The organism is Oribacterium sp. oral taxon 102 (assembly GCF_013394775.1).
GTDB lineage: Bacteria > Bacillota > Clostridia > Lachnospirales > Lachnospiraceae > Oribacterium.
The window spans coordinates 963061-988755 of sequence record NZ_JABXYT010000001.1; the positions used below are offsets into that span (position 1 = coordinate 963061).

The window sequence follows — 25695 nt, forward strand, 5'->3', positions numbered from 1 at the left end:
TTATGCAGGAATTTCAGAAGGAAAGGCTCGCGAAGCGGATCGCAGAGCTGGTACGAGATCCGATTTATCGACCAATGCGGGCGAAGGATATGGCGGCGCTGATGGGTATTCCGAAGCAGGAGCGGCGGGACTTTCAGGAGGTGCTGGAGCGGCTGGTTTCGGAGGACAGGATCGGACTCTCTGTCGGGGGGAGGTACGGCAGGCGGGAGAATCTCACGCAAGAGGGGGTTTTTCATGCTAATCCGCGCGGCTTCGGCTTCGTAACGATTGAAGGGAGAGAACGGGACGTATTTATTCCGGCGGAGCAGGTGCATCAGGCGATGGACGGGGACATCGTGCGGGTTCTCCTTATCCGAGAGGAGGAGAGCGGCACGGCGGAGGGGCAGATCACACAGATTCTCACCCATGCAAACCGGACGCTGGTCGGTACTTACCGAAAAAACAAAACCGGCGGCTTCGTGCTGCCGGATAATCAGAAAATATTGCGAAACATCCACATTTCGCAGGGAAGAGATCTGCACGCCGTGAGCGGACACAAGGTCGTGGCAGAGATCACGAGCTATGGAGATGGGAGGAGTAATCCGGAGGGGGAGATCACGGAGATCCTCGGGCATGTTTCCGATCCGGGGGTGGATATTCTCTCCATCATCCGTGACAGCGGGATTCCGGAGCGTTTCCCGAGAGATATCATGGAGGCTGCGGCAGCGGTGCCGGAGACGGTTCCGGAGGAGGAGATCGCGCGGCGTGCACGGCATGATTTCCGGGCACTTCCGACGGTGACGATTGACGGGGAGGATGCGAAGGATCTGGATGATGCTGTTTCCCTGCAATATGATGAGACGCGGCAGATTTATACGCTCTATGTGCATATCGCGGATGTCTCGCATTATGTGGCGGAGCATGGGCTGCTCGATCAGGAGGCACTGAATCGGGGAACCTCCGTCTATCTCGTGGATCGGGTGATTCCGATGCTGCCGCGTGCGTTGTCCAATGGGATCTGCTCGTTGAACGAGGGAGAGGATCGGCTGGCGCTGAGCTGTGTGATGGAGATCGACGGAAAGGGAAGTATCCTTTCCCATGAGATATGTGAATCCGTGATCCGTTCAGACAAGAGACTGAGCTATCATGGCGTACACGCGCTTATCACGGGTGAGGAATGCTCGAATGGGGAGCGTTTTACGGACTATCTTCCGTACCGGACGCTGCTGCAAAGGATGGATTCGCTGTCCCGGCTGCTTCGCGGACGGCGGCGCGAAAGGGGCGGCATAGACTTTGCTTTCCCGGAGACGAGGTTCCTTCTGGATGAGAAGGGACAGGTGCAGGATATTTTCCCGTACGAGCGGAATGAAGCGCACGAGATGATCGAGGACTTCATGCTGGCGGCGAATGAGACGGTCGCGGAGGACTTTTTCTGGCAGCAGCTTCCTTTCCTTTACCGCGTCCATGAGAAGCCGGAGCGGGAGAGGCTGCAGGCGCTCGCTCATGCGGTCGGCGGCTTCGGGCATGTCCTCCGTATCCGGAATTCGGAGCAGATCCACCCGAGAGAGCTTCAGAAACTGCTCTTAGAGATAAGAGGGGAGCCGGAGGAGGCAGTGCTGAAGGCAATGACGCTTCGCTCCATGAAGAAGGCGCGTTATGCGACAGAGTGTATCGGGCATTTCGGACTCGCGGCACGCTATTATACTCACTTCACCTCTCCGATCCGGCGTTACCCGGATCTGCAGATTCACCGGATCATCAAGGAGGCACTGCGGGGAGGACTGCGCCCGAAGCGAATCGCACATTATGAGAGGCTGCTTCCGGCAGTGGCGGATCGCAGCTCCATGCTGGAGCGCCGCGCGGAGGAGGCGGAACGCGAGGTAGAGAAGCTGAAGAAGTGCCAGTATATGTCATCCCGCCTCGGCAGAGAATACGACGGAGTGATTTCCGGCGTAACGGCGCACGGTATCTATGTGGGGCTTCCGAATACCGTGGAGGGAATGGTGCCTGTCCGGGAGATGGACGGGGATTACTATTTATTCCGGGAGGAAACGCTCGAGCTTGTCGGAGAGCGGAGCGGGAGGCGCTACCGTCTCGGGGACAGGGTACGCGTCGTCGTGACGAATGTGGACAGACTGAGCCGTACGATAGACTTCCGGCTGCTGCCGAAGGAGGAGAAATGAACGAAACAGGAACCAAGCTGATCGCGAACAATAAAAAGGCATACCATGATTATTTCGTGGAGGAAAGCTATGAGTGCGGTATCGAGCTGGTTGGGACGGAGGTGAAGTCTCTCCGCATGGGGCAGTGCTCGATCAAGGAAGCATTCTGTCAGGTGCGGGACGGACAGGTCTTCGTTTACGGAATGCACATCAATCCTTATGAAAAGGGAAATATCTTCAACCGTGATCCTCTCCGGGATCGAAAGCTGCTCCTGCATCGGACGGAGATACAGAAGATCGCGGGAGTGCTGCAGCAGCAGGGGTATACGCTGGTGCCGCTGCGCGTTTACTTCAAAAATAGCCGGGTTAAAGTAGAAATCGGACTATGCCGGGGCAAGAAGAACTACGATAAGCGGGAAGCTCTGAAAAAAAAGGAACAGAGAAGAGCGCTGGAAAGGGAATTTAAGAGAGCGAACATCCGGCTCTGACAGGGGGTGAAAGCAGGAAAATGCCTATGAGCTTTACAGAACAGCAGCTTCGGGCGATTCGTCATACTGCCGGTCCGGCTCTCGTGCTTGCCGGCCCCGGCTCTGGAAAGACGGCGGTTCTGACGGAGCGGATACGGTATCTGGTTGAGACGGGAGCTGTCCCGCCGGAGCGGATTCTGGTCATCACCTTCACAAGAGCGGCTGCGCAGGAAATGGAGCAGCGCTATCGAAAGAAAGCAGAAGGAGCGGTGCGCTTCGGCACCTTTCACTCCGTTTCTTTCTCCATTCTTCGGGAGAAATACCATTATACGGCAAACAATATCATCAGGGCGGAAGAGCAGCGGCGTATCCTGACAGAGCAGCTTTCGGAGCTATCCCTGCCGCTGTCTTCGGACGAGGAATATCTCGCGGGGCTGCTTTCGGAGATTTCCCGTTACAAGGTATGGCTGTCCGGCATAGAGGCGGGCAGGGAAGAGAAGCGATGCGGGCTGCCCTTTCTGACGAGGCGGCGGGAAACAACAGGATTTTCCTTCGAACAGCTTCCGCAGGAGGAATTTCTCCGGCTTTTCCACGCCTATCAGAGAGAGCTTCATCTGCGGCGTTATCTGGATTTTGACGATCTTCTGTCTGAATGCAGGGCGGCGCTTGTCTCTGATCCGGCTTTCCTTTCTGCGCTCCGTGCACAGTATCCTTACCTTCTTGTGGATGAATTTCAGGATCTTTCGCCGATTCAATATGAGCTGCTCCGAATGCTCGCCGCCCCGCATAATAATCTTTTCATCGTCGGGGACGATGATCAGAGTATTTATGGCTTTCGCGGTGCACGGCCGGAGCTGATGCTGGGATTTCCGCGCGACTTTCCGGAGGCGGTTCGCATTATGCTTTCCGACAATTTCCGCTCTCGTCAGGAAATCGTAGACTACGCTTCACGGCTGATCCGGAAGAACCGGAGCCGCTTCGAGAAGCGGCTCTGTGCTGCGCAGGGGAGGGGAGGAGAGATCCATACCTATCTGCTTCCGGACACGAGAGCGGAATATGGGCTTCTCGCGGCGCATATCCAGGAGGAACTTGCGGCAGGCATTCCTCCTGAGGAGCTCGGCGTGCTGTACCGCACGCACCGGCAGGCGGCACCGCTCGCGGTATTCCTCTTCGGACAGGGGATACCGTGCTGCTGGAGGGAGGATGGCGGAAATGTGTTCCGGCATTTCATCGGGCGGGATCTGCTCGCTTATCTCCGGCTTGCAGCGGGAGAGGGCAGCAGAGCGGAGCTGCTTCGCATTCTGAACCGTCCGTATAGGGGACTGTCGGGAGAAGCGCTTCGGGAAAGAGGAGCAGGCTTTCCTGCGCTTCTCGAATATTATGCGGGAAGACCGGAAAAGGAGAGGGTAATCCACACGCTCCTTCGGGAGCTTAAGGAGCTTTCCGAGCTGCCCAGCGGGGCGGCGATCTGCTATATTCGGAAGAAAATCGGCTATGAGGACTTTCTCCGGGATTTTTGCAGGGAGAGAGGACAGGAGGCGGAGCCGTTCTGGGAGCTGCTTTCGGAGCTCTCGGATTTTGCCTGGCAGAAACCGAAGCTCTCGGATTTTCTTCATTTCCCTGAGGAATATGAGACGCTTCGACAGCGGATTCATGGGAAGGAGCGCACGGAGGGCGTCCGCCTGATGAGCTATCACAGCGCCAAGGGTCTGGAGTTTCGTACAGTCTATCTGCCGGACCTCGTGGAGGGGATCGCACCGTACCGGAAGGCGAAGGGAGAGAAGGCACTGGAGGAGGAGCGGCGCTGCTTCTATGTGGCGCTGACTCGGGCAAGGGAGCGTCTGCTGATCTATACGGTGAAGGAACGAAACGGGAAAAGCTGTCAGATCTCCCGCTTTCTTCGGGAGGCGGCAGAGCGCGTCTGCGCTTTTCCTTGCAGAAAATGGAATGCTGGGGTAAACTCAAGGAATCAATCGGAAAGGATAAGGGGCTTATGAAATTAGTGAGTTTTGCGATTCCCTGCTACAATTCCGCGGCATATATGCGGCATTGCATCGAGAGCATCCTGATCGGCGGGGATGAGGTGGAGATCATCATTGTGGACGACGGCTCGCAGAAGGACGATACGCTGGAGATCGCGAAGGAATATGAGCGGAAATATCCGGGGATCTGCAAGGCGGTGCATCAGGAAAACGGCGGACATGGGGAGGCGGTAAATACCGGACTTCGCAATGCGTCGGGGCTATTCTTCAAGGTTGTGGATTCGGACGACTGGCTGGATGAGGAGGTGCTCCCGAAGGTGCTCAGGAAGCTGAGAGAGCAGGTTATGGCGGGAACGCCGGTCGATATGTTCGTGGCTAACTTTATTTATGATAAGGTCGGACAGGAGCACAAGAAGGTGATGCGTTACCGCAGTGCCTTTCCGGAGGATCGGATCTTCGGCTGGCAGGAGGTGCGGCATTTTATGCTCGGACAGTATATCCTGATGCATTCTGTGATCTATCGAACAGAGATGCTGCGTGCTTCAGGGATGGAGCTTCCGAAGCACACCTTCTATGTGGACAATATCTTCGTCTATCAGCCGCTGCCCTATGTGAAGCGTATCTATTATATGAATGAGAACCTCTACCATTATTTCATCGGGCGCGAGGATCAGTCTGTAAATGAGACGGTAATGATCGGGCGGATCGATCAGCAATTCAGGGTTAACCGCATCATGACAGAGTGCTGCGAGCTTTCGAAGGTGCAGCCCACGAAGCTTCGCCGCTATATGTTTAATTATCTCGAGATCATCACGACGGTTTCCTCGGTGCTTGCCATCAAATCGGGGACGGAGGAGAATCTGCGGAAGAAGAAGGAGCTCTGGGATTACTTGAAAAAGAGGGATTTCAAGCTTTGGCTCAAGCTCCGTACGAGTTTCCTCGGGCAGGGTGTGAACCTGCCGGGCAAGGTCGGCAATAAGCTCACGATCGCGGCCTATAAGCTGACGCGGAAATTTTACGGCTTTAACTGAGAAAAAACGAAAAAATGGTTGACAAGTCGCCTCTGATTTTGTATTATACACAAGTCGTTACGAAAGAGGCGACACGAACGGGGTCTTAGCTCAGCTGGGAGAGCATCTGCCTTACAAGCAGAGGGTCATAGGTTCGAGCCCTATAGGCCCCATTTTTTCGGTCTGGACTGCGCTTCATGCGCGGCCTGGGTCGAAGAATTTAATAAGTGGCGAGATAGCTCAGCTGGCTAGAGCATGCGGTTCATACCCGCAGTGTCGAGGGTTCAAGTCCCCCTCTCGCTAGGAAAGAATGGCGCAGATACGTGGAATCCTTAGGAAAATCAACGTATTTACGCCATTTTTGCTGCAACAAAAAAGAGACACTTAATCGGGCAGGCAATCCGTCGGGACTTATATATTTGGTGGAGCCCTGCGAAGCAGGGCATGGACGTCTAGCCTGCTGACACGGAGAATTCAGAAAATAGCGGTAATACTGATAACACCGGCATCCGATCAGTTCAGGCTGTAGCCGAGCAGTGCCGGAAGATAGGTCGTCAATGCCGGAACGGTCGAAATCAGAATCAGGACGAGGATGTTGATCGCGATATAGGGAAGCGCGTGCCGGAAGATCGTGGTGACGGGCATGCCGTTGATCTTGTTACAGGCATTCAGGCACATTCCGACGGGAGGCGTCACGAGCCCGATCGCGAGCCCGGTAATTATCATCGCACCGAACTGGAGCGTTGAGAAGCCGTAGCTGTGCATGACGGGGAGAAGGATCGGCGTGAGCAGCAGGATCGCGGGCGATACGTCGATAAATGTGCCGATGAGGAGGATCATGATGACGAAGACAAGTGCGACGCCCATTCTCGGGAGTGCAAGTGCCTGGAAGAAAGCTGCAACGGTCTGCGGCACGCCCTCCATAGTCAGGATCCATGTGAAAATAGTCGTGAAGCCGATAATCAGCATGATCGATGAGCTGGAAACGAAGCTCTTTTTCAGTGCATCCCATACTTGCTTCCAGGACAGCTCACGGTAGAGGAAGAAGCCGACAAGCAGAGAGTAGAGGCAGGCGACACCGGCGCTTTCGGATGCGGTGCAGACACCGAAGGATACACAGAAAATGATGAATAGCGGCAGCAGGAGTGCGGGCAGACCGCCGAGCAGCGCGTCCTTTGCTTCCTTTCTGTCGAGCCGTTCTCTTTTCGGATGCCAGTGCTTCTTTTCCGAAAGAAGGTAAACAAGGAGAAGCTGGCCGAGACCGATCAGCAGCCCTGGTACTGCGCCTGCCATGAAAAGTGCCCCGACGGATCCGCCTGAAATCATGGAATAGACGATCATTGGGGTAGAGGGCGGAATGATCATCCCCATGGTGGAGGAGGCGACTGTGATGCCTGCCGCGACACCGCTCGGATAACCGGCGTCCTCCATAGCCGGAATCTCAATGGAGCCGAGGGCGGAGGTATCTGCTACGGAGGAGCCGGAAATTCCGCCAAAGATCATAGATGCCGCCACGTTAACCTCGCCGAGGCCGCCATTGATCGGATGAAGCAGCACGGTACAGAACCGCATCAGCCGTTCGGTCATGCCGCCGACATTCATCAGCTCGCCTGCCAGCATAAACAGCGGCATCGCGATCATCAGCTCGGAGAATGCGCCGTTCCAGATCCGCTGCGGCAGCATGGGGAGAAAGCTCGGATTGAAGAGCAGAATATAGGTAACGCTGGAGGCGCCGATCGCAAATGCCAGAGGAACACCGAGGATTGCGAAGAAAATCAGTAATATCAGAAGAATCAACATTGCCATAAGATATACCCCCTATTCTTCGGCCGCCGTTTCCCGCGGCAGGAACGATTCAAGTAACCGGATCAGGATGCAGACAGCACAGAGGATGCCGCTCAGCGGCATGATGCCGTACATATACTTCATCGGGATCTCCATTCCCATGCTGAGCTGTCTGCCCGCCATGGCGACATAGCGAAAGCCCTGTACCGTAAAGATGATATCAATGAGGAGCATGATGCTCAGGTTGAGCATGCGGACAATTCTCTTTATACCCGGCCGGAAGGCATTGTATAGAATGTCGATCAGGACATGTTCATTCTTTATCACATTGATACCCATGCCCCAGAAGGTGGTGAAGGCGAACAGGGTGACGTTGAACTCCGAAAGCTCTTTCCAGCTCTTGGAAAAGAAGTAACGCATGATCACCGAGAAGCAGACCAGTATCGCGAGGAGCGCGAGCGCTGCCACGCCGATGCTGAAATAAAGTTTGAAAATTTTATTTCCGATTTCTTTTAATTTAGTCTTAGTCACGGGAAAACTCCTATTGTACTGTATAAGTAGCGATGCGAGAGTGCAGCAGTTTTCATCAGGAAACTGCAGAACAATCTGGCGCAGACGAAGTCTGTGTCCGGCGAAGCCGGATTCACTGAGGTCTTGTAGACCTCAGTGAACCGCGGCACGGAGCAGCGCGCAGGACTTATATGATTGGCGGCGCCGAGGCTTCCGGCATGTGAATTGATTTCATGAAGAGGGGACTGCGAATTAAAGAAGGGACTGTGAAAAACACAGCCCCATTCCGGATTGCGCAGGCTTATTCCTTCGCGTTTGCGACGATTTCTATCATTTCCTCCATTTCTTCCTTGCTGCAAATCCCTTCCTGTACCATTTTTTCATATACAGGGGTGACTGCATCCTTGAATGCCTGCAGTTCTTCCTCTGATGGATCATAGACCTCCGCACCGCTTGCGATGATCTGCTCTCTGGCAGCCTCGGAATTCTCGTCGATCAGCTGGTCGTTATAGGCGCCCATTTCTGCGGCGCAGTCGGAGAGGATCTCGCGGTAGGACTCCGGAAGACTGTTCCACCACTGCGCATTTACATAGAAGGGATCCGGGTGGAATTGGTAATTCACTGCGGTGAAGTATTTCTGCACTTCATAGAATTTCATGCCGACGACGTTGACCCACGGGTTTTCCTGTCCGTCTGCGACGCCGGTCTTCAACCCCATGTAGAGGTCTGCATAGGGAATGGACACTGTGTTGGCGCCAAGCTGCTGGAAGGTCAGGTCAATGGTCTTCATGCCGTTTGTGCGCATCTTGAGCCCCTTCAGATCCTCCGGCTTCGTGAGCGGACGCGTATTGTTGGAGAACTGACGGTATCCGCCTGCGTCGCAGAGATTAATGATGACGGTGCCGGTGGATTTTTCCGCCTCGGCGCAGACGCTCTTTGCGAGATCAGACTGAAGGAGCGCGCTGACCTCCGCTCTCGTGTTGGTCAGAAATGGCGCCGTGAACATTAGGAGACGCGGGGAAAAATCAAACTGACCGCCGCGCATGCCCTGTACGGTTCCCTGCACGACCTGCTCAAGCATTTCTTTTTCTGTCCCGAGCTGGCCATTGCCGTAAACGGTGACCTTGACGTGTCCCTCTGTCCGTTCTTCGACATCCTTGGCAAACTTTTCCATAGAAATGAAACGGGGATTGCCCTCCGGCTGCGCATGCCCGACAATCATAGTAAAGTCGCCGGACGATTCAGAGGCTGTGCTTTCTCCCTCGGCAGCTTTTTCTGTTGTTTCCGCGGGCGTTCCGGCACTGCCGCTTCCTCCGGAGCCGCAGCCTGCAAGCATCGCTGCGGCAAGCGCTACCGTGAAAATCTGCGCCATGAACTTTCTCATACTTTCCCTCCTTTTGCATTTAGATTGGATGAATCCATGCTGCTTGTATACAGGTTACTGCTATGCCCTTATACTAAACAATACAGCATCTGCTGTCAATAGATGATTCTCATAATGTGCATATAAATATAGGCACGTTTTAAAAATATTTGTGAAATATATTCACAAACAGAGACTTGTCATGTACAATACAGTATGTTTAAATCGTGGATTTTGAGGATTTTGCATTGTTTCCACAGAAAGCATTCTGCTTTGCAAATTTGTATTCTATAGGATTTTTTGCATTCCTGTATACAGGATTGCGAGAAGCGCCTCGGGAATATGAGATGCACTGCGCATTTGAAATGGAGGACTGACTATGACGAGATACCATTCAGATGAGATATACAAGATACTGGAGAATGAAATCGTTTCCCTTCAGATCATGCCGGCGGAGGTACTAAGTGAAAATACTCTGTGTGAGAGGTTCCAGGTCTCCCGCACGCTTGTCCGGAGCGCGCTGCAGCGTCTGGCGCTTGCAGGATTTGTCGAAATCACGCCGTATGTCGGCACCAGGGTTACCGCCATCGAGCTGGAAGCGGTTTACCAGTTCATCTATCTCCGTATTTCGGCAGAGGTTTGTGTCCTGAGGGACTTCATGCGAAGTGCTACGCCGCCGCAGATCGAGGAGCTTCGTTTCTATAAGGATAAATTCGCGCAGGCTGTCCGGGAGGTCGGGGATCTGACTCTGCTGGATGCCGAAAAAACAGACTCGCTGCTCGCCTGCGATCTGGAGTTCCATCATTGCTATTTCCGTTTTACCGACAAGGAAATGGTCTGGAAATTCCTGACGCGGCCTCATCCGGACTATTCCAGATTTATCCGTCTGGATATGCTGGGCGGAAAGAATATACCGGATGTCCTTTCAGAGCATCAGGCGCTTATGGACATTATCGACAGCAGAGATCCGGCGGGGGTAGAGGAAAGGATTTCCGAGCATCTTTATGGTGGTACCCGCAGGCTCGCTCCGAGGCTCCTATCGAAGGAATTTCAGGCTTATATAAGAAGCGCTGTCGGGAAGTAGCAGACAGCAGTCCGGCAGCAGCCTGCTTTATTCCGTCCGCGTCTTTTCTGTGTCGAAGCATGGATCGCACACTGCACAATAAAATGCTATTGAAAAAAATATTTTTGTGCATAAAAAGATAAATCTTGTTTGAAAAACATCATTATGATAGAATTTGACCATAAATATCAGTCAGATTATCTTTTTATTTAAGCACAGGAGGTGTTTTTATGAAGGGCTATGCAATGCTGAAGATCGGCGAGTCCGGCTGGATCGAAAAGGAGCGTCCGAAGTGCGGACCGATGGATGCTATCCTTGCTCCGTTGGCTGTGGCGATCTGTACCTCGGATGTACATACGCTTTGGGAGGGCGCGATCGGCGAGCGCCATAACATGATTCTTGGACATGAGTGCTCTGCAGAGGTTGTAGAGGTCGGCGAGTGTGTGAAGGACTTCAAGCCGGGCGACCGCGTGCTGGTTCCTGCGATCACACCGGACTGGAACTCTCTGGAGGCGCAGGCGGGCTACTCCATGCACTCCGGCGGTATGCTGGCAGGCTGGAAGTTCTCCAACTTTAAGGACGGCGTTTTCTCCGAGTATTTCCATGTCAATGACGCGGACGGCAATCTGGCGAAGATGCCGGAGGGTATGGATCCCGTAGATGCCTGCATTCTCTCCGACATGGTACCGACCGGCTTCCATGGCGTGGAGCTTGCCGATGTACAGTTCGGCGACAGTGTGCTGGTAGTGGGTATCGGACCGGTAGGGCTGATGTCCGTAGCGGGTGCGGCGCTCCGCGGTGCGAGCCGCATCATCGCGGTGGGAACCAGACCCGTCTGCATAGAGGCTGCGAAGGGCTATGGGGCAACCGACTTCATCAGCTATAAGAACGGCCCGATCGAGGAGCAGGTGCTCGCGCTGACCGGCGGCAAGGGTGTGGATAAGGCTGTCATCGCCGGGGGCAGCGTGGAGACCTTCGCACCTGTGGTGAAGTGCCTGAAGGCGGGCGGAAAGATCGGAAACGTAAATTACCTCGGCAACGGCACCAGCATCGAGATCCCGAGAATCGAATGGGGCGTAGGCATGGGGCACAAGCAGATCAACGGCGGTCTGATGCCGGGCGGACGTCTCCGCATGGAGAAGCTGAGCTCTCTGGTATCCGCTGGCAAGCTGGATCTGCATCCTGAGGTGACGCATGTGTTTGACGGCTGGGATTATCTGGAGGAGGCGCTCTTCCTGATGAAGGACAAGCCGGCAGACCTGATCAAGCCGGTTGTTCGCATCCGCAAGTAATCTATGTATAAAGGATAGGATAAGGAAGTGAGGCTCTCCTCGGAGAATCTGCCTTGGCAGGTTTTCTGAGGGGAGCTTTTCTGGGAGAAAATATGAAAATACTGGTGATTTCGGGCTTTCTCGGGGCAGGGAAAACGACCTTTATCAAGCAACTGTGCCGGAAGTGCGGCAGGAATATCGCGGTAATGGAAAATGAGTACGGTGAGGTAGGGATCGACAAGACGCTGCTCTTGCAGGACGGCGGCGTGAATATCTGGGAGCTGACGGAGGGCTGCATCTGCTGTTCGGTAAAGTCGGATTTCGCCAGCTCCATCCTGACGATCGCGAACAGCCTCGATCCGGAATATCTGATCGTAGAGCCCACCGGCGTGGGAAAGCTCTCCCGCGTTCTGGAGAATATCCGTATGATTATGTATGAGAGGATACAGCTGCTGGAGCCGGTGACGATCTTGGATCCGGGGAGCTTCCGGCACTATCTGGAGCGGTATGGGGAGATCTATGCGGATCAGATCTATGCGGCGAAGCGTATCCTGCTGTCGAAGGGGGATCTGGGCGTACCGGCGGATATCGGCAGCGTGCTGGAGGAGCTCCGACGCATGAATCCGGAGGCAGAGCTCGAGACGGAGCACTACAGCAGAAAGCCGGACAACTGGTGGCAGGCGCTGCTGCAGGCGGAGTCCGGCGCTGCGGAGAGAGAGGCGGCAGGGGACGGGATCCGTCTGTATCGGAAAGAGGAGGAGCCGGAGCTGGAAAACATCAGCTTTACGGAGGCTTTCCTTTCCGGCCCCGAGCAGCTGCCGCTCTTTCTGGAGGAGCTGGTGCGCGGCGCGTATGGGGAGATCATTCGGGCGAAGGGCTTCATCCGCTGCGGCGCTGCGGCGCTTCGCTTCGATGTGGCCGACCGGCGATACAGTATTACCGGCGGGGAGGAAATGGCGAAGCCGTGCTGCGTCTTCATTGGCAGCGGAATCCGCCGGAACGCACTCAGGGAGCTGCTGTTTCCCGGCATTCGGCCGGAGGGGGAAAAACGGCCGAGCATCCGGATCGGTTATCCGGGAGGGAGAACGCCACCGTTGTAAACATCTGGTTTACCGGCTGCGGGGCATGCATACGGGAGATGCAGAGTCTGGAGGAAATTTCACAGGAGCTGGGGAAAAGGGCGGCAGCGTGCTGGGAATCTGTGTGGACGTCATCGTTTCGAAGGAATCGGAGACCATGCAGACGGCGGCAGAATGAACACAGCGGGAAGACTTGCAAGCTCTGCTGAATCTCAGTATAATCGCTATCGGAAGAGAACGGGGGCGGCTCCGGCGTGAGGACTGCGCGGGAGCGATGCTTCAGCCTCATTTTCAGAATAGGAGAAAAATGAAAAAGAGCATCAAAAAAGGAATATATACAGGGCTGCTGGGTCTCCTTTTGTGTGCAGGGCTTTCCGCCTGTCGGCAGGCACAGGGGGAGGCTCGGACAGAGCGTGCAGCGGAGAGCGCCGCTTCGGGAGAGAGAACAGCAGAGATGGGAAAGGACACGGAGAGCACGGCGGAAGAGAAGGCGCAGACGGAGGCCGCGGGGGAACCGCTGGATCTCACCGCTCTCAGCAGTACGATGGTGTATTCCGAGGTCTACAATATGGTGATGAGCCCGGAGCGCTATATCGGGAGAGAGGTCACGATGGAGGGCGAGTTCTCCGCCTTTTTTAACCAGCGAACAGGGAAGACCTACTTCGCCTGCATCATTTCCGATGCGACTGCCTGCTGTGCGCAGGGGATCGAGTTCTGCCTCAGGGAGGAGCGGATCTATCCTGATGACTATCCCGCGATTGGGGAGAAGATCAGGGTCACGGGCATCTTCGAAATCTATGAGGAGGAGGGGAAGAAATACTGCCGGCTTCGGGATGCGGAGATGGCAGACGGCGTATGACAGACAGGATACGCGGCACGCTGATTTCAGGAGGGGATGCACCGGATATCATACCCGGGGACGGGCGGGAAGCGGCACGGCAGGGAGGCGAAGCATGGCAAATGTGATTGCGGTGATATGGGATTTTGACAAAACGCTGGTAGACGGCTATATGCAGGATCCGATCTTTACGGACTATCAGGTCGATGCCTCCGCGTTCTGGAAGGAGGTACAGGCGCTTCCGGCATTCTATCAGAGAGAACAGGGCGTTCGGGTCAATCAGGATACCATCTATCTGAACCAGTTCCTGAAGGGCGCGAAGAGGGGAGGAAGATTTGAAGGGCTGAACAATGCGAAGCTCGCCGAGTACGGGAAACGCATGAACTTCTACCGCGGCGTGCCGGAGATCTTCAGCCTGACGAAGCAGATGATCGAGGAGGACAGCACCTTCAAGGAGTACGATATCCGGGTGGAGCACTATATCGTGAGCACCGGCTTCAAGGCGGTTATCGCCGGTTCCTCCGTGCGGGAGCATGTCGAGGCGATCTGGGGCTGTGAGCTGATCGAGCAGGAGACGGAGGACGGAGAGCGGATCATTTCGGAGATCGGCTATACGATCGACAATACCACGAAGACCCGTGCGATTTTCGAGATCAACAAGGGGATCCCGCAGTATCCGGAAATTGATGTGAATGCCCGCATGGATGAGGAGGTTCGCAGAGTCCGCTTCGAGAATATGATCTATATCGCGGACGGGCCGAGCGATATCCCTGCCTTTTCGTTAATTCAGAAGGGCGGCGGCTCTACCTTCGCGATCTACCCCGCGCGGGATGAGAAGGCGTTCCGACAGGTCGAGCAGCTCCGGAGAGACGGGCGGATCGATATGTACGCAGAGGCGGACTATTCCGAGGGAACCGCGGCGTATATGTGGATCAGCAATACGATCAAGGATCGTGCCCGGAGGATCTGTGAGCGGGAGCGGAATAAATTTTCGGATGCCGTCTCCGGCGTGCCGCGCCATTTGACGGACTGAGCTCTGTCTTAGGGAGGTCCTGATTTCTCCATGCCGAAATTTTCGGCTGTGCCGATCGTATAAGTCCTGCGCGTCATTCCGCTGCTTTGCAGCTTTCGTGCCGCTAACAGAGAAGCAACCGCAAACGATTGCTCTGAACCGCTCAAAGCCGTGTGGCTCCCCCGATCAGAGATCGGGGGGGGCAGGCAGGTATTTGCAAATCGCGCTGCTCACCATGTTCGCATCGCTTTTTGCGCATACCTGTTGTCCCGTCCGATAAATATGTGTCTGCCCGTGCAAGCACGGCATCCACATATTTGCCGTCCGGGGGACTTATACAGTAAAATGAGAAGTATTTTTATATTTTTTTAAGAAAAGCCTCTCTTGAAGCAATTTCCCGACTGTGCTAAAGTTACCAATTAGTTCTCTCGCCGACGGGCGGCAGAGTGCTATGGAATGTGAGAAGAGCAGGAAGGGCAGCATATGAATCACAGCTACAGATTAGGAATCGATATCGGCTCAACGACGGTAAAAATCGCCATTCTGGATCGGGAACAGCAGATTCGTTTCTCTGATTATCGGAGGCATTTTGCAAATATTCAGGAGACGCTCGCAGACCTTCTGACCGAGGCAAGGGAGAAGCTGGGAGAGATCTCCCTTGCGCCTGTGATTACCGGCTCCGGCGGACTGACGCTCTCAAAGCATATGGAGGCGTTCTTCTGTCAGGAGGTTGTCGCTGTGGCGACAGCGCTCAAGGCGTATCGACCAGATACGGATGTTGCCATCGAGCTCGGCGGCGAGGATGCGAAGATTATATATTTTAAAGGCGGTATCGACCAGCGGATGAACGGAATCTGTGCAGGCGGTACCGGTTCTTTTATTGACCAGATGGCATCCCTTCTGGATACCGATGCCGCAGGGCTTAACGAGCTGGCGAAGGGCTATCAGATGATTTATCCGATCGCGGCGCGCTGCGGCGTATTCGCGAAGACGGACATTCAGCCTCTGATCAATGAGGGGGCGGCGCGGGAGGATCTCGCGGCATCCATCTTTCAGGCGGTCGTCAACCAGACGATCTCGGGACTGGCGCAGGGGAAGCCGATCCGCGGGCATGTCGCCTTTCTCGGCGGTCCGCTGCATTTCATGCCGGAGCTCCGGCATGCCTTCATTCGCACGCTGAACCTGCAGGGGGAGGAGATCATCGAGCCGGAGAACTCGCATCTCTTCGCGGCGATCGGCTCCGCTCTGAACTGTCCGCCGGCGCAGCCGGAGACGGGGATTACCGCGCTCATCCGGAGGCTTCGGAACGGGATACGGATGAGTATGGAGCTGAAGCGTATGGCACCGCTCTTCCGGAACGAGGAGGAGTATGCGGCATTTCACGCCCGCCATGAGAGGGCGAGGGTGAGAACCGGGAAGCTCGAGAGCTATCATGGCAATGTCTACCTCGGCATCGACGCCGGCTCCACGACGACGAAGCTTGCCCTCGTATCCGAGGATGGGGAGCTGCTCTACAAGTTCTATTCGGGGAATGACGGCTCGCCGATCGCGACGGCGATTCGATCCGTGAAGGAGATCCGGGCGCTTCTGCCGGAGGACGCACACATTGTCTACTCCTGCTCGACCGGCTACGGAGAGGCGCTCCTGAAATCCGCCTTTCAGATGGATGAGGGCGAGGTGGAGACGATCGCGCACTACTATGCGGCATCCTTCTTCGAGCCGGAGGTGGACTGCATTCTCGATATCGGCGGACAGGACATGAAGTGCATCCGCATCAAGGATGGAACCGTCGATTCGGTGCAGCTGAATGAGGCCTGCTCCGCAGGCTGCGGCTCTTTTCTCGAGACCTTTGCGAAATCGCTGGACTTCACTGTCATTGACTTCGCGAGGGAGGCACTGTTTGCGGAGAATCCGACCGATCTCGGTTCCCGCTGTACCGTGTTTATGAATTCCAATGTGAAGCAGGCGCAGAAGGAGGGAGCGAGTGTCGCGGATATTTCTTCCGGGCTTGCCTATTCCGTGATCAAAAATGCGTTGTTCAAGGTCATCAAGGTGACTGACGCGAAGGAGCTCGGCAGGCATATCGTCGTGCAGGGCGGTACCTTTTACAATGACGCCGTGCTTCGCGCCTTTGAGACGATCCTCGGACAGGAGGTCGTGCGGCCGGATATCGCCGGCATCATGGGCGCCTTCGGCGCAGCGCTCATTGCTCGGGAGCGCTATCATCTCGAGAATGAGAAGCTGAAGAAGCGGAGACCCACAGAGGAGGCGGGGAAGCCGCTGACTGCCTACGGCAGGGTACAGAGCTCCATGCTTTCTCTGGACAAGATCATTGCGCTGCAGTACACGACGAGGATGACACGCTGCAAGGGCTGCAACAATTCCTGCGTGCTGACGGTGAATCAGTTTGGGGCGGGGAGGAGCTTCATTTCCGGAAACCGCTGCGAGAAGGGACTTGGCAGGGCGAAGACGAAGAGTGAGATTCCGAATCTTTTCGCGTACAAGCTGAAACGGATGTTCGACTATGAGCCGCTCCCTGCCGACCTCGCGGTGCGCGGGGAGATCGGTATTCCGAGAGCATTGAATATGTATGAGAATTATCCGTTCTGGGCGACCTTCTTTCGGGAGCTTGGGTTCCGTACCGTGCTCTCGCCTGCCTCGACCCGCAGGCTCTACGAGCTCGGGATCGAGTCTATCCCCTCCGAGTCGGAGTGCTATCCGGCAAAGATCGTGCATGGGCATATTGAGTGGCTGATTCGAAAGGGTGTGAAGACCATTTTCTATCCCTGCGTGCCCTACGAGCGCAATGAGAGCCCGGAGGCGGGAAATCACTATAACTGCCCGATGGTTACCTCCTATGCGGAGAATATTAAGAACAATATGGAGTCGCTGGGCCTGAACAGCATTTTCTTTATGAAGCCCTTCGTGGCGTTTACGAATGAAAAGATCCTGACGGATCAGCTCGTTCGGAGCTTCCTGCATCCGCAGAATATCGAGGAGATCGTGCGGCCGGAGGGGGAGCTGACGAAGGAGCGGATCGGCGAACAGTTCCGGCGGTGGAATTTCACGGAGGAGGAGCTTCGAGGCGCGGCGCATGAGGCGTGGAAGGAGCTTTTGCAGGCGCGGCGCGATATGGAGAAGAAGGGCGAGGAGACGCTCCGCTGGATGGAGCAGACCGGACACCGCGGGATCGTGCTGGCGGGGCGTCCCTACCATGTGGATCCGGAAATCAACCACGGCATCCCGGAGCTGATTACTTCCTTTGATTTTGCTGTCCTGACGGAGGACGCTGTCTCTCATCTCGGAGAGGTGGAGCGGCCGCTGATCGTCACCGACCAGTGGATGTATCATACCCGTCTCTACCGTGCAGCGAGCTTCGTGAAGACGAGAGAGGATCTCGATTTCATCCAGCTCAATTCCTTCGGCTGCGGACTGGACGCGGTGACGGTGGATCAGGCGCGGGATATTCTGGCGGGCTCTGATAAGATCTACACCGTCCTGAAAATCGACGAGGTCAATAACCTCGGTGCGGCGCGGATCCGCGTGCGCTCGCTGCTCGCGGCGATTCGTGTCCGGGACGAGAAGGGCTATGAGCGGACGATACGGGATGCCGCCTATGAACGGCGGATCTTCACGAAGGAAATGCGGGAGGAGGGCTACACCATCCTCTGCCCGCAGATGTCGCCGATCCACTTCGAGCTGATCGAGCCGGCGATTCGCGCGGCGGGCTATAATCTGGTCGTGCTGGAGAATGCGAATCGTTCCGCGATCGACACGGGGCTGAAATATGTCAATAACGACGCCTGCTATCCGTCCATTATCGTCATCGGACAGATCATGGATGCGCTCTGCTCCGGGCAGTATGACCTTTCGCGGACGGCGGTCATCATGTCCCAGACCGGCGGCGGCTGCCGTGCCTCGAACTATATCGGCTTCATCCGTCGGGCACTCGAGAAGGCGGGAATGGGGCAGATTCCGGTGATCTCCCTGAACGCGAACGGCATGGAGAAGACGCCGGGCTTTCGGATCACGCTGCCGCTGCTCACGAAGGCGATGCAGGGCGTCGTCTATGGGGATGTCTTCATGCGGGTGCTCTATGCGACCCGTCCGTATGAGCGCACGCCGGGCAGTGCCGACCGGCTTCACGAAAAGTGGAAAAAGCGTGTGATCCGCTCGCTTTCCACCTCCCATGCGCACATGGGGGAGTTCGCGAAGAATGTCCGCGCCATTATCCGGGATTTCGACGTGCTGCCGATTCATGAGGATTGGAGGAAGCCGAAGGTCGGGATCGTCGGGGAGATCCTCGTGAAGTTTTCCCCGCTTGCCAATAACAATATCGTGGCGCTTCTGGAGCGGGAGGGTGCAGAGGCAGTGATGCCGGATCTCATGGATTTTCTGCTCTACTGCTTCTATAATGAGAACTTCAAGCATGAAAATCTCGGGACGAGCTGGATGGGAAAGACCATCGGCAATACTGCGATCAATCTCCTCGAGTTCTTCCGGAAGACCGCGAGGAAGGAGCTCTCCGCATCGCGCCGCTTCACCGCGCCGGGCAATATCCGGGAGCTTGCGAAGATGGCGCGGGAATATGTCTCCCTCGGCAACCAGACCGGAGAGGGCTGGTTCCTGACCGGCGAGATGCTCGAGCTGATCGGGGAGGGCGTAGATAATATTGTCTGCACGCAGCCCTTCGGCTGCCTCCCGAACCATATCGTCGGGAAGGGCGTCATCAAGGAGCTGAAAAAGCACAATCCGTCCGCCAACATTATCGCAGTGGACTATGATGCCGGTGCCTCTGAGGTCAACCAGCTGAACCGTATCAAGCTGATGCTGACGGTGGCGCAGAACAAAATCAGGGAAGAGGGCTAGAGGGGGAGAAGCCGCCGGAAATCGTACCGGCGGCTTTCCTTCGTAAGCTGTGCTTCGGATTCGCTCTTGAAAAATATGCCCTGTACAAGTATACTTTTCTAAGCTTTACGGCGGAACGGCTTCGGATTTTTCGGGATAGAACGGAGCGGTCTTCGCACGGTGAGACCTTGGAAAGGAGATCTTATGACATTGTATCAAAGGCTGGAAAGGAAGCTTGGAAGATATGCTGTACCGAATTTGATGAAATATATCTGCGTGATGTATGCCGTTGGCTTCCTGATCCAGCTGAGCAATCCGTTATTCTACTATTATTATCTGGATCTGGATCCGGAGGCGATCCTGCACGGGCATATCTGGCGGATTCTGACCTTTCTCTTTTACTTTCCCAGCCGGAATCCTCTCTGGGCGATACTGGGAATCTGGGTTTATTACAGTCTTGGACAGACGCTGGAGAGAATCTGGGGAACCTTTAAATACAATTTTTTCTTTTGGACAGGCGTGCTCCTGCTGGTGCTCGGCAGCCTTCTGGCTTATCTTTTTACCGGGATTTCGTTCCAGCTTGATCCGACCTACATGAATTTCAGTATTTTTCTGGTTTATGCGCTGACCTTTCCGAATGCAACCTTCCTGCTCTACTTCCTGATTCCGATTCAGGCGAAGTATCTGGCGATCTTTGAAGCGGTGCTCTATGGGATTTTCTTTTTCCAGAGTCTGCTGGGAGGAGATTTCGGAGGTGCGCTCGCCATCCTGCTGAGCTTTCTGAATGTCGGGCTCTTCTATTACCTGACGACCCGGAAGCCGCGGCGGAGAGGAAATACCATAGACATTAACGCGTTCCGATAGGAGAGCCGGCACGGAGGGGACCGGCGGAAGCGGGACATAAGAGTGAAAGGAGATTTGCAGACAGAATGAGAAGAACGAAGATCGTATGTACGATGGGACCGAATTCTCAGAACTATGAGGTAATGAAGAGGCTGGCGGGGCAGATGGATGTGGCACGCTTTAACTTCTCGCACGGCGATTACGAGGAGCACCTCGGCAGGCTGGAGCTTCTGAAGCAGGCACGGAAGGAGACCGGCAGACAGGTGGCGGCGCTCCTCGATACCAAGGGACCGGAGATCCGTACCGGTGAGCTGGAGGGACATCAGAAGCTCACGCTTCTGACCGGAGATGACTTCATTCTGACCACCGAGAAGTGCATCGGGACGAAGGAAAAGGTCTACATCAACTACGACGGCCTCAATGAGGATGTGAAGGAGGGAAATGTCATCCTGATCGATGATGGGCTGATCGGGCTTCGTGTCAAGGCGGTTCGCGGTGCGGAGATCCTCTGCACCGTCGTAAACGGCGGCGAGCTCGGGGAGAAGAAGGGCGTCAATGTGCCGAACGTACCGATCCGTCTTCCTTCCCTGACGGAGAAGGATATGGAGGACATCCGCTTCGGCATCGAGCAGGGCTTCGATTTCGTGGCAGCGTCCTTCATTCGGAATGCGCAGGCGATCCGGGATATCCGCAAGCTTATTGCGGATGCCAATGCGCACATGAAGATCATTGCGAAGATCGAATCGCAGGAGGGGCTGGATAATCTGGACGAGATCATCGACGCTGCAGACGGCATCATGGTAGCGCGTGGAGATCTCGGCGTGGAGGTCGATGCGAAGAAGCTTCCGCAGCTTCAGAAGGAGATGATACAGAAGGCGAATTTCAAGGGCAAGATCGTCATTACCGCGACGCAGATGCTGGATTCCATGATCCGGAACCCGCGCCCGACCCGCGCGGAGGTGACAGACGTCGCCAATGCCGTATACAACGGAACCGATGCCGTGATGCTCTCCGGTGAGACAGCGAACGGCAAGTATCCGGTCGAGGCGCTCGAGATGATGGCGTCCATCGTGGAGTATACGGAGCAGTTTATCGACTACAAGTCCTTCCGCACCCGGAAGGTTGAGCGGAACCTCTACGAGGACATCAGCAACGCCGTCTGCGCTGCGACCGCGACGACCGCGCATGAGCTGCAGGCGAAGGCGATTATTGTTCCGACCATGTCAGGGAAGACCGCAGAGCTGCTCTCCAAGTACCGCCCGAGGTCTGTGATCGTCGCGCTCTCTCCGAGCCAGGCGACAGCGCGGCAGATGATGCTGCTCTGGGGCGTATGTCCGATCTGGGCGCGCCGCGCGGATACGACGGACGAGCTTTTCGAAACCTCGATCGAGGAGACGAAGCAGTATGGCTATATCGAGGCAGGAGATCTCTGCATCATTACGGCAGGGGTCGTCGACGCGATGCGGAGAAGAGCGGTCGGCATCACAAACCTGATGCGGGTGATCCAGGCATAGGGGAGAAAAAATGGCATTGAAGAAAAAGCCGGTTACCGGCATGAAGGATATCCTGCCGGAGGAGATGGCGCTCCGACAGTACGTCCTGTCAGAAATCAGAAAAACCTATCGGGAGTTCGGCTTCACGGAGATCGAGACGCCGGTGGTGGAGCATATCGAGAACCTGCTGAGCAAGCAGGGCGGCGACAATGAGAAGCTGATCTTCAAGGTGATGAAGCGCGGAGAGAAGCTGGAGAAGGCATTTCAGAGCGGAGATGTGGACAGTGTGGCGGATTCCGGGCTCCGCTATGACCTGACGCTGCCGCTGTCCCGCTTCTATGCTGAGAATCAGGCGAGTCTTCCGAGTCCGTTCAAGGCACTGCAGATCGGGCCGGTTTTCCGTGCCGACCGTCCGCAGAAGGGACGCTTCCGGCAGTTTTTTCAGTGCGATATCGACATATTCGGCGACGGCACGAATCTCTCCGAGATCGAGCTGATTCTCGCGATCGGCACGCTCCTGAACCGTATCGGCTTCGGGGAGAAGCACCCGTTTCGGATCGTACTGAATGACAGGGAGATTCTCCGCGGGCTGCAGTGCTATGCGGGCTTCCCGGAGGAGGATTTCGAGAAGGTCTGCATCAGTCTGGACAAGGCGGACAAGATCGGGGAAGCGGGCGTGAGGGAGGAGCTCCTCTCCCTTGGGTATCCGGAGGCGGCGATTGATCGTTATCAGTCGCTGCTTGCGGAGCTCGGTACCGGTGCATCGGATATCCGGAGGCTGGGAGAGCTGCTCCGGGAGGTGATGCCGGAGTCGATCTGTGAGAATCTCGCGGAGATCATGGAGGCGGTACAGCAGATATCGGCAGTGCGGCTCAGGGTGGAGTTTGATCCGACGCTGGTGCGCGGCATGGGCTACTATACCGGTCCGATTTTCGAGATCCGGGCGGAGGACTTCTCCGGCTCGGTCGGCGGCGGCGGACGCTATGACCGGATGGTCGGCAGATTCACCGGACAGGATACGCCTGCGGTGGGCTTCTCTATCGGCTTCGAGCGGATCATTACCATTATGCTGGACGCGAAGGAGCAGGTTAAGGACAGCCCGAAGAAGACGGCGTTCCTGCTCGAGAAGGGACTGCCTGCGGAGAGAACCATAGAGGCAGTGAATGCGGCGATGGTGCTCCGGAGGCGGGGCGAGATCGTGCTGCTGTCCCGTATGAATAAGAACAAGAAGTTCCAGAAGGAACAGCTCTCGGAAGAGGGCTATACAGAATTCAGAGAGTTTTTCAGGAACTAGGGGGGAAGGAAAAATGGCGGAATCCATGCAGGGACTGCACAGAACAGCGAGATGTGCAGAGATAAATGAGTCCTATATCGGCAAGGCTGTGACGGTGATGGGCTGGGTGCAGAAGTCGAGAAACAAGGGCGGGCTGATCTTCACGGATCTGCGGGATCGCTCCGGCATTCTGCAGATCCTCTTTGAGGAGGCGGACTGCGGAACAGAGGTCTTCGAGAAGGCGGCGCGGCTCCGCTCGGAGTTCGTGATCGCAGTGACCGGCACGGTGCGGAGTCGCGGCAAGGATGCCAATGCAGAGCTCGCGACCGGATCGATCGAGGTCTCTGCGAGAGAGCTCCGCATTCTCTCCGAGTCTGAGGTGCCGCCCTTCCCGATCGAGAACGGTATCAAGACCAAGGAGGAGATCCGGCTGAAATATCGTTATCTTGACCTCCGGAGACCGGAGCTTGCGAAGCGGATCATGACGAGAGCGAGGATTGCCTTCCTGATCCGGCAGTTCATGACGGAGAACGGCTTCCTCGAGATCGAGACGCCGACGCTGATCAAGTCTACGCCGGAGGGGGCGCGCGACTTCCTCGTACCGAGCCGTATGCACCATGGTTCCTTCTATGCGCTGCCGCAGTCGCCGCAGCTCCTGAAGCAGCTTCTGATGGTTTCCGGCATGGATCGCTATTTCCAGCTCGCCCGCTGCTACCGTGACGAGGATCTCCGTGCGGACAGACAGCCGGAGTTCACGCAGGTGGATATGGAGCTCTCCTTCGTGGATGTTGAGGACGTCATCGAGCTGAATGAGCGGCTTCTCCGGTATCTGTTCCGGGAGGTCTGCGGCGTGGAGCTCACACTTCCGATTCCTCGGATGCGCTGGATCGATGCGATGAACCGCTACGGCTCCGACAAGCCGGATATGCGCTTCGAGCTGCCGCTTCTCGATGTGAGCGAAGCAGTTCGTGACTGCGGCTTCTCTGTATTTTCGGGCTGCGTGCAGGCGGGGGGCTATGTTAAGGGGCTCTGTGTCAAGGGGCAGGCAGGAATGCCGAGAAAGCAGATCGACGCATATACTGAGCTCGTCAGGGGCTACGGTGCGAAGGGGCTCGCTTATCTTACGCTCAATGCGGACGGAAGCCGCAAGAGCAGCTTCGCCAAGTTCCTCTCGGAGGAGGAGCTCTCCCGGCTTATCGCTGCGGCGAACGCGGAGCCGGGCGATCTGCTCTTGTTCGTATCGGATACGGAGCGGGCGACGGTATGGAATGCGCTCGGCGCGCTGCGGATCGAGCTGGGTAAGAACCTTGGGCTGATCGATAGGAGCGCATGGAAATTCCTATGGGTGACGGAGTTCCCGATGTTTGAGTGGTCGGAGGAGCTGGGACGCTTCCAGGCGATGCACCATCCGTTCACGATGCCGATGGACGAGGATCTCGGGCTGCTCGACAGCAATCAGGGAGCGGTTCGTGCCAAGGCGTACGACATCGTTCTGAATGGCACAGAGCTCGGCGGCGGCTCGGTTCGTATCCATCAGGCGGAGGTGCAGGAGAAGATGCTTGAGAAGCTAGGCTTCACGCCTGAGAAAGCGAATGAGCAGTTTGGATTCCTGATGCAGGCATTCAAGTACGGCGTACCGCCGCACGCGGGGCTTGCCTACGGGCTGGATCGTCTCGCGATGTGGATGGTTGGCTCTGATACGATCCGTGATGTCATTGCCTTCCCGAAGATCAAGGATGGCTCCGACCCGATGATGGACGCACCGGCTCCGGTCTTCGACGAGCAGCAGCTCAGCGATCTCGGCATCGCCGTGCTGGGCGAGGAGAACAGTGAGCAGTGAGGCGGCATCCATAGGGGGACTGCGGAGCGATCGGATACTGCTCCGTGTATCCGGCAGGGCGGATGCACGGAGCACAGCAGGCTTGGGACAGCGCCGAGGCTGTGAAGTTTTTTTGAAATCAAATTGCAAATAGTTCCTCCCGGCGGGGTTTCATGGTATAGTTAGGAAATGGATTGTACTTGACTAGAGATGGGACGCTGTCAGGAGGTCTTGTTGTTTTTATGGAAGAGAAGAGGAGAGGATTCAGGTGATAAGAGACGAGTTTCTCCGGAGACTGAGAGCAGAGCTTCTGAACTCCGTGTCTGATAGCGTGATACGGGAACAGATCAACTATTATTACAGCTATATCCAGGATGGGATTTCTGCGGGCAAGACCGAGGAGGCTGTGGTTTCCGAGCTTGGAGACGTGCGGCTGATCGCGAGATCCATCATGGATGCCGCGGAAGCAGGCGGGGATCGGGTCGCTGCGACGACACCCTTCCGCTATTCCGAGGAGGAGATCAATTACAATACGGACGAGGAGGATCTCGCGTATCAGGGCGCGCAGCAGGACTCTGTGTATACGGAGGAGCCGTTTCAGAGCTTTGGGCAGCAATCGGAGAGAGAAACCAGATACCAGAGCCGTGAGGAGAGCGCCGACGGGCAGACTGTGGAGAATGAGAGCCGCGGGCAGGCAGAACGGCCGTTTATGCCGGGTGCACATTTTTATCAGATGGGGAATGCAGGCTGCTTGATCACGGCGGTGCTGCTTTTCCTCCTGCTGTATGGGCTGATGGTGCTGATCGGGGGCGTGTTCCGGCTTCTGTCGCCGATTCTGATGCCGCTTCTCGTAGTGCTGGTGCTGCTTTGGTTCTTTAAGGGGATAATGGATAATTAG

General features: G+C 55.9%; 19 protein-coding genes and 2 tRNA genes. 18 read left to right on the top strand and 3 right to left on the bottom strand.

The genetic code is table 11. The annotated features are described in order from the left end of the window. Positions 1 to 2: 2 nt before the first annotated feature. The 6 genes from rnr to HW273_RS04430 all read left to right on the top strand — a co-directional run bounded on the left by rnr (position 3) and on the right by HW273_RS04430 (position 5903). Positions 3 to 2162: a ribonuclease R gene (gene rnr, locus HW273_RS04405; protein WP_179010630.1), complete on the top strand. Its 2160-nt coding sequence runs from the start codon at positions 3 to 5 to the stop codon at positions 2160 to 2162. Beyond that, on the top strand, positions 2159 to 2629 hold the full coding sequence (gene smpB, locus HW273_RS04410) for an SsrA-binding protein SmpB (RefSeq protein ID WP_179010631.1): 471 nt from the start codon (positions 2159 to 2161) through the stop codon (positions 2627 to 2629). Before rnr ends, smpB begins: the two co-directional genes overlap by 4 nt. A gap of 26 nt (positions 2630 to 2655) precedes the next feature. After that, the gene (locus tag HW273_RS04415; protein WP_179010632.1) at positions 2656 to 4605 is read left to right on the top strand and encodes an ATP-dependent helicase; all 1950 of its coding nucleotides are present in this window, start codon (positions 2656 to 2658) and stop codon (positions 4603 to 4605) included. Further along, positions 4602 to 5621, top strand: a complete 1020-nt coding sequence (locus HW273_RS04420) for a glycosyltransferase family 2 protein (RefSeq protein WP_179010633.1) — start codon at positions 4602 to 4604, stop codon at positions 5619 to 5621. The genes HW273_RS04415 and HW273_RS04420 overlap by 4 nt, the downstream gene beginning before the upstream one ends. Positions 5622 to 5700: 79 nt before the next feature. Further along, a tRNA-Val gene (locus HW273_RS04425) sits at positions 5701 to 5773 on the top strand. Between the two features lie 56 nt (positions 5774 to 5829). Then, positions 5830 to 5903, top strand: a tRNA-Met gene (locus tag HW273_RS04430). Between the two features lie 210 nt (positions 5904 to 6113). Here the strand turns inward: HW273_RS04430 and HW273_RS04435 are convergent. From HW273_RS04435 to HW273_RS04445, 3 genes are all read right to left on the bottom strand, one after another. Next, complete coding sequence (locus HW273_RS04435) at positions 6114 to 7406, bottom strand: TRAP transporter large permease (RefSeq protein ID WP_179010634.1); 1293 nt, start codon at positions 7404 to 7406, stop codon at positions 6114 to 6116. A 12-nt stretch (positions 7407 to 7418) separates the two neighbouring features. Next, complete coding sequence (locus HW273_RS04440) at positions 7419 to 7916, bottom strand: TRAP transporter small permease (protein ID WP_330603951.1); 498 nt, start codon at positions 7914 to 7916, stop codon at positions 7419 to 7421. A gap of 280 nt (positions 7917 to 8196) precedes the next feature. Beyond that, positions 8197 to 9279 carry a TRAP transporter substrate-binding protein gene (locus HW273_RS04445; protein WP_179010635.1) on the bottom strand — a complete coding sequence of 361 codons (1083 nt, stop codon included), beginning with the start codon at positions 9277 to 9279 and terminating at the stop codon, positions 8197 to 8199. Positions 9280 to 9637: 358 nt separating this feature from the next. Here HW273_RS04445 and HW273_RS04450 point away from each other — a divergent pair, with 358 nt between their 5' ends. The 12 genes from HW273_RS04450 to HW273_RS04500 all read left to right on the top strand — a co-directional run bounded on the left by HW273_RS04450 (position 9638) and on the right by HW273_RS04500 (position 25695). Continuing rightward, a complete protein-coding gene (locus HW273_RS04450) occupies positions 9638 to 10342 on the top strand; it encodes a GntR family transcriptional regulator (protein WP_179010636.1) in 705 nt (234 codons plus the stop codon). A 209-nt stretch (positions 10343 to 10551) separates the two neighbouring features. Next, complete coding sequence (locus HW273_RS04455) at positions 10552 to 11613, top strand: NAD(P)-dependent alcohol dehydrogenase (protein WP_179010637.1); 1062 nt, start codon at positions 10552 to 10554, stop codon at positions 11611 to 11613. Positions 11614 to 11705: 92 nt separating this feature from the next. After that, positions 11706 to 12692: a CobW family GTP-binding protein gene (locus HW273_RS04460; RefSeq protein WP_179010638.1), complete on the top strand. Its 987-nt coding sequence runs from the start codon at positions 11706 to 11708 to the stop codon at positions 12690 to 12692. Positions 12693 to 12717: 25 nt separating this feature from the next. Next, complete coding sequence (locus HW273_RS11675; protein ID WP_279287561.1) at positions 12718 to 12849, top strand: hypothetical protein; 132 nt, start codon at positions 12718 to 12720, stop codon at positions 12847 to 12849. 129 nt (positions 12850 to 12978) lie between these two features. Continuing rightward, positions 12979 to 13530, top strand: coding sequence for a hypothetical protein (locus HW273_RS04465; protein ID WP_179010639.1), 552 nt, complete (start codon positions 12979 to 12981; stop codon positions 13528 to 13530). Between the two features lie 94 nt (positions 13531 to 13624). Continuing rightward, positions 13625 to 14542 carry a haloacid dehalogenase-like hydrolase gene (locus HW273_RS04470; RefSeq protein ID WP_179010640.1) on the top strand — a complete coding sequence of 306 codons (918 nt, stop codon included), beginning with the start codon at positions 13625 to 13627 and terminating at the stop codon, positions 14540 to 14542. A gap of 462 nt (positions 14543 to 15004) precedes the next feature. Beyond that, the gene (locus HW273_RS04475; protein ID WP_179010641.1) at positions 15005 to 19390 is read left to right on the top strand and encodes a 2-hydroxyacyl-CoA dehydratase; all 4386 of its coding nucleotides are present in this window, start codon (positions 15005 to 15007) and stop codon (positions 19388 to 19390) included. Between the two features lie 183 nt (positions 19391 to 19573). Continuing rightward, positions 19574 to 20233, top strand: a complete 660-nt coding sequence (locus tag HW273_RS04480) for a hypothetical protein (RefSeq protein ID WP_179010642.1) — start codon at positions 19574 to 19576, stop codon at positions 20231 to 20233. 65 nt (positions 20234 to 20298) lie between these two features. After that, positions 20299 to 21726: a pyruvate kinase gene (pyk, locus tag HW273_RS04485; protein ID WP_179010643.1), complete on the top strand. Its 1428-nt coding sequence runs from the start codon at positions 20299 to 20301 to the stop codon at positions 21724 to 21726. A 10-nt stretch (positions 21727 to 21736) separates the two neighbouring features. Continuing rightward, a complete protein-coding gene (gene hisS, locus HW273_RS04490; RefSeq protein WP_179010644.1) occupies positions 21737 to 22999 on the top strand; it encodes a histidine--tRNA ligase in 1263 nt (420 codons plus the stop codon). 13 nt (positions 23000 to 23012) lie between these two features. Continuing rightward, positions 23013 to 24818, top strand: coding sequence for an aspartate--tRNA ligase (gene aspS, locus HW273_RS04495; RefSeq protein ID WP_179010645.1), 1806 nt, complete (start codon positions 23013 to 23015; stop codon positions 24816 to 24818). A gap of 247 nt (positions 24819 to 25065) precedes the next feature. After that, positions 25066 to 25695 (top strand): DUF1700 domain-containing protein, encoded by a 630-nt coding sequence (locus HW273_RS04500; RefSeq protein WP_179010646.1) that lies wholly within the window; start codon positions 25066 to 25068, stop codon positions 25693 to 25695.

Excerpts from the sequence above, each read along its gene's own strand:
- rnr (WP_179010630.1), top strand. The coding sequence starts at position 3 with ATGCAGGAATTTCAGAAGGAAAGGCTCGCGAAGCGGATCGCAGAGCTG.
- smpB (WP_179010631.1), top strand. The coding sequence starts at position 2,159 with ATGAACGAAACAGGAACCAAGCTGATCGCGAACAATAAAAAGGCATAC.
- HW273_RS04415 (WP_179010632.1), top strand. The coding sequence starts at position 2,656 with ATGAGCTTTACAGAACAGCAGCTTCGGGCGATTCGTCATACTGCCGGT.
- HW273_RS04420 (WP_179010633.1), top strand. The coding sequence starts at position 4,602 with ATGAAATTAGTGAGTTTTGCGATTCCCTGCTACAATTCCGCGGCATAT.
- HW273_RS04435 (WP_179010634.1), bottom strand. The coding sequence starts at position 7,406 with ATGGCAATGTTGATTCTTCTGATATTACTGATTTTCTTCGCAATCCTC.
- HW273_RS04445 (WP_179010635.1), bottom strand. The coding sequence starts at position 9,279 with ATGAGAAAGTTCATGGCGCAGATTTTCACGGTAGCGCTTGCCGCAGCG.
- HW273_RS04450 (WP_179010636.1), top strand. The coding sequence starts at position 9,638 with ATGACGAGATACCATTCAGATGAGATATACAAGATACTGGAGAATGAA.
- HW273_RS04455 (WP_179010637.1), top strand. The coding sequence starts at position 10,552 with ATGAAGGGCTATGCAATGCTGAAGATCGGCGAGTCCGGCTGGATCGAA.
- HW273_RS04460 (WP_179010638.1), top strand. The coding sequence starts at position 11,706 with ATGAAAATACTGGTGATTTCGGGCTTTCTCGGGGCAGGGAAAACGACC.
- HW273_RS11675 (WP_279287561.1), top strand. The coding sequence starts at position 12,718 with ATGCATACGGGAGATGCAGAGTCTGGAGGAAATTTCACAGGAGCTGGG.
- HW273_RS04465 (WP_179010639.1), top strand. The coding sequence starts at position 12,979 with ATGAAAAAGAGCATCAAAAAAGGAATATATACAGGGCTGCTGGGTCTC.
- HW273_RS04470 (WP_179010640.1), top strand. The coding sequence starts at position 13,625 with ATGGCAAATGTGATTGCGGTGATATGGGATTTTGACAAAACGCTGGTA.
- HW273_RS04475 (WP_179010641.1), top strand. The coding sequence starts at position 15,005 with ATGAATCACAGCTACAGATTAGGAATCGATATCGGCTCAACGACGGTA.
- HW273_RS04480 (WP_179010642.1), top strand. The coding sequence starts at position 19,574 with ATGACATTGTATCAAAGGCTGGAAAGGAAGCTTGGAAGATATGCTGTA.
- pyk (WP_179010643.1), top strand. The coding sequence starts at position 20,299 with ATGAGAAGAACGAAGATCGTATGTACGATGGGACCGAATTCTCAGAAC.
- hisS (WP_179010644.1), top strand. The coding sequence starts at position 21,737 with ATGGCATTGAAGAAAAAGCCGGTTACCGGCATGAAGGATATCCTGCCG.
- aspS (WP_179010645.1), top strand. The coding sequence starts at position 23,013 with ATGGCGGAATCCATGCAGGGACTGCACAGAACAGCGAGATGTGCAGAG.